Annotated in this window: 4 protein-coding genes; 1 reads left to right on the forward strand and 3 read right to left on the reverse strand. The window is 72.9% G+C overall.

The genetic code is table 11. The annotated features are described in order from the left end of the window. Positions 1–185 precede the first annotated feature (185 nt). The 3 genes from ppk2 to R2S09_RS39925 are packed head-to-tail and all read right to left on the reverse strand — an operon-like array spanning position 186 to position 2,190. Complete coding sequence (gene ppk2 / locus R2S09_RS39915) at positions 186–989, reverse strand: polyphosphate kinase 2 (RefSeq protein WP_306193179.1); 804 nt, start codon at positions 987–989, stop codon at positions 186–188. A 22-nt stretch (positions 990–1,011) separates the two neighbouring features. Continuing rightward, a complete protein-coding gene (locus R2S09_RS39920; RefSeq protein WP_306193180.1) occupies positions 1,012–1,677 on the reverse strand; it encodes a CBS domain-containing protein in 666 nt (221 codons plus the stop codon). Positions 1,678–1,734: 57 nt separating this feature from the next. Continuing rightward, positions 1,735–2,190: a cyclic nucleotide-binding domain-containing protein gene (locus R2S09_RS39925; RefSeq protein ID WP_316746172.1), complete on the reverse strand. Its 456-nt coding sequence runs from the start codon at positions 2,188–2,190 to the stop codon at positions 1,735–1,737. A gap of 474 nt (positions 2,191–2,664) precedes the next feature. Between R2S09_RS39925 and R2S09_RS39930 the strand changes: the two genes are divergently transcribed. Next, positions 2,665–3,579: a universal stress protein gene (locus tag R2S09_RS39930; RefSeq protein ID WP_316746174.1), complete on the forward strand. Its 915-nt coding sequence runs from the start codon at positions 2,665–2,667 to the stop codon at positions 3,577–3,579. Positions 3,580–3,778 lie beyond the last annotated feature (199 nt).

The raw sequence follows: 3,778 nt of genomic DNA on the forward strand, positions 1-3,778 counted from the left end.
CGGCGGGGGGACCAGGCTGGTCTGGCACGCGCCGCTGAGCGACGCCGGCACCCCGTCCGGCAGCTGACCCCGCGGCGGGAGTCCCGCCCACGCCACGGCGGGACTCCCGCAGACCGGCGCCCGACACCGGACCTGCCGAGGGGCCGGCCGCCGGCGTCAGGTCACAGGTCCGCTCACGAGCCGGCTCACAAGTCCGCCGCGTGATCGGGAACGTAGGTCCGCAGATCGCGCGGCGGACGCTCGTACCCGGTCGGCTCCGGCCGCTCCGGCAGCTCCGGCACGGGCGGCGAGACGTCGTGGTACGGCAGGGTGCTCAGCAGATGAGCGATCATGTTCAGCCGCGCGCGGCGCTTGTCGTCGCTCTCCACGACGTACCAGGGCGACTCGGGGATGTCGGTGTGCGCCATCATCTCGTCCTTGGCCTGTGAGTACGCCTCCCAGCGGGTGATCGACTCCAGGTCCATCGGCGACAGCTTCCACCGCCGCAGCGGGTCCTCCAGACGGCGCCGGAAGCGCTCCTCCTGCACGGCGTCGCTCACCGAGAACCAGTACTTGCGCAGCAGGATCCCGTCCTCCACGAGCATCCGCTCGAAGGCCGGGCACTGGTGCAGGAACCGGTGGTACTCCTCCTCGGTGCAGAAGTCCATCACACGCTCGACTCCGGCCCGGTTGTACCAGGACCGGTCGAAGAGCACGATCTCCCCGGCGGCCGGCAACTGCTCGACGTACCGCTGGAAGTACCACTGGGTGCGCTGGCGCTCGGTCGGCTTGGGCAGCGCCGCGATCCGGGCGACGCGCGGATTGAGGTGCTCGGTCAGCCGCTTGATCGTGCCGCCCTTGCCGGCCGCGTCCCGCCCCTCGAACACCACCACCAGCCGGGCACCGGTCGCCCGTACCCACTCCTGGACCTGGACCAACTCCGTCTGCAGGCGCAGCAGTTCCTTCTCGTACGTCTTGCGCGGCAGCTTCGCCGCCTTCGTGTGGGTCATGCCCTAGGTTCGCATCGCCATGTCACTCGGGCACGGCGAGCGCCGTGTCGCTCCTCAGCCGGCACTCGACGTCGACGACGCCTTCCACGGCGCGCACCAGCCGGGCGGCAACCGGCACGAGCGAGGTGTCCCTGATGTGGCCGGTGAGGGTGACGAGGCCGTCGGAGACCGTCACCTGGATCCGTTCGGCGAGGGAGGGGAAGAGCGGGACGACGACTTCCCGCCGGATTTCCTCGGCGATGTCGTCGTCCGTCCGCAGGAAGACCTTCAGCAGGTCCCCCCGGCTGACCACGCCCTCCAGCATGCCCTGCTCGTTGACCACGGGCAGCCGCTTGACCCTGCGCTGGGCCATGATCCGGGCCGCCTCGGCGAGGGTGGCGTCCGGGTGGACGGTGACGGCGGGGCTGCTCATCAGTTCCCCGGCGGTCAGCGCGCCCGCCTTGGCCAGGTCGGACAGGCGGCGCAGCTGCGTGAACCGGTCGGGATCGCTGTCGCGGAACTCCTCCTTGGGCAGCAGATCGGCCTCCGAGACGACGCCGATCACCCGGCCCTCGCCCTCCAGCACGGGCAGCGCGCTGACCTTCCACTGCCCCATGAGGCCGACGATGTCCTTGAACGGGGCGTCGCGCCCCACCGCCACGACGGTGTGCGTCATCACGTCGCTCACGATGTGCGGGCTGCCGTCCATGATCTCCTCCTCGGAGTGTCGGTGCGATGGCTCGCGCGGCCCTTCAGGCCGCGCTCGTCACCTGGTCCCGCTGCCGTACGGGGCGTAGAGGTCGAGGAGCCGGACACGGGCCGAGTGCAGCCGGTGCGCGACCACCTTCCCGACCCAGACGGCGACCGCCCGACCGAACTCGGGATCCGCGGCGCACAGCATCCGCACGGCGTCGGCGTCGAACTCGTAGGCCCGGACCGGGCTCATGGCCTCGGCGCCCAGCTGCCACACGTACGGCGGGAAGTGCCAGGACCAGCCGAGCAGTTCTCCATGTCCCACGGACTCGATGACGGCGGGGCGGCGCCCGGGGACGTGCAGGTCGAGGGCGACGGTACCGGTCTCGACGATCCAGAACCGGTCGGCGTGCCGACCCTCCTCGAACAGCCGGCTGCCGACGTCGAAGAACACCTCACGGCCCAGATCCATGAGCCGTTCGCGGTGCCGGGCCGGCAGTGCCGTGGCCAGAGTGGTGGTGGAGGTCATCGCACCGACTCCCTTCGTTCCCGTCGGACGAGGCCGTGGGCCTGCTGCTTTCAGGCTCCGCCCGGGCGGGCACCGGCGCCACGGGCCGAACGGACCCGCTTCGGGGACCTTCGGCCCGGGCGGCGGGGAGCGGCGACACGGAAGGACGACGAAGGACGACACGAGAGGGGCGACGCGAAAAGGGCGGCATGGAGGGACGACACGAAAGCATGGAGGGACGACACGAAAGGACGGGAAGGACCATCCGCTTCTCGCGGATCCTGATTGCGCGGTGCGCGGCCGGTGCCGCTTCTCCGCGTCTTTCCGGGCGGTCCTTCCCGCCGCTTTCAGGACACCACACGGACCGCCCCGGCGCCAGGGTCGTTCGGCCCGGCCGGCGCCGATGGGCCGCAGGTCCCCGAAACGGGGGCGGACCGCCCTCGCGCCCGGGCGTGCGGGGTGCGACGGTGGCAGCGGAACCTCCTGCCGAGCGATGTGAGCGACGAGGCAGGGCGGCGAAAGGCGGTGGAGACGGTGGAACTGCCCCTGGTCGTGGGCGTCGACGGGTCGGACGCGAGTCTGGCGGCGGTCGACTGGGCGGTGGACGAGGCCGCCCGGCGGGCTCTGCCGCTGCGGCTGGTGTACGCCTCGCTCTGGGAGCGCTACGAGGGCGTCGCCCCGGCGGACGGTGCCGACCGTCCCTGGGAGCAGCTCAGGGCGGAGCAGCTGATCGCCTCCGCGGCACAGCGGGCCCGGCTGCGCGGCCCGGACGTGAAGGTGACCACCGACGTCCTCCCCGAGGACGCGGTGACCGGCCTGCTGGGCGAGGGCAATCACGCCTCCGCGCTGATCACCGGATGCCGCGGGCGCGGCGAGCTGAAGGGGCTGCTCCTCGGCTCGGTGGGGCTGGCCGTGGCGGGCCGGGCCCAGTGCCCGGTGGTCGTGGTGCGCGGTGACGCCGCCGGCCTGGCCGGCACCCACGAGCGGATCCTGCTCGGCGCCGGCGAGCCCGGCACCAGCGGCGAGGCCGTGCGGTTCGCCTTCCGCGAGGCCGAGGCACGCGGCTGCGTCCTCGACGTGGTACGGGCCTGGCGGCGCCCCGTGCTCAGGACGGCCGGCGGCGGCACGGCGGCCGGGGAAGCGGCCCGCGAGCCCGAGGAGCGGGCCACCGCCGAACTGGAGGAACTGCTGAGCGAGGCGATCGCCGCCCATCCGGCGGTACGGGTGCGCCCTGCGACGGCCGAGGGGCCGGCGCACCGGGCGCTCGTGCACCGTTCGGCCGCCGCCGATCTGGTGGTCGTCGGGGCGCGGCACAGAACGGGCCACTTCGGCCTCCAGCTCGGCCGCACGGCCCACTCGCTGCTGCACCACGCCCAGTGCCCGGTGGCCGTCGTGGCACAGCGGGCGTGACACCGCGGCCGTACCGGCTCCGGGTCGTCCCGCCGCACCTGGTCACTTGCCGACTCGGCCACCTGCCACCGGGTCCCGTGTCCGTCGCTCCACGCCGCACCGTTACCGTGGCGCATGACACCGGGGGTCCGGTGTCATTGCGGCTCGACGAGCTGCTGGAGGAGTTGCAGACCAGAGTCGACGCCGCCCGCGGCACCCG

It is taken from the genome of Streptomyces sp. MK7 (assembly GCF_032658145.1).
Taxonomy (GTDB): Bacteria; Actinomycetota; Actinomycetes; order Streptomycetales; family Streptomycetaceae; genus Streptomyces; species Streptomyces spiralis.

Excerpts from the sequence above, each read along its gene's own strand:
- ppk2 (WP_306193179.1), bottom strand. The coding sequence starts at position 989 with ATGACCCACACGAAGGCGGCGAAGCTGCCGCGCAAGACGTACGAGAAG.
- R2S09_RS39920 (WP_306193180.1), bottom strand. The coding sequence starts at position 1,677 with ATGGACGGCAGCCCGCACATCGTGAGCGACGTGATGACGCACACCGTC.
- R2S09_RS39925 (WP_316746172.1), bottom strand. The coding sequence starts at position 2,190 with ATGACCTCCACCACCACTCTGGCCACGGCACTGCCGGCCCGGCACCGC.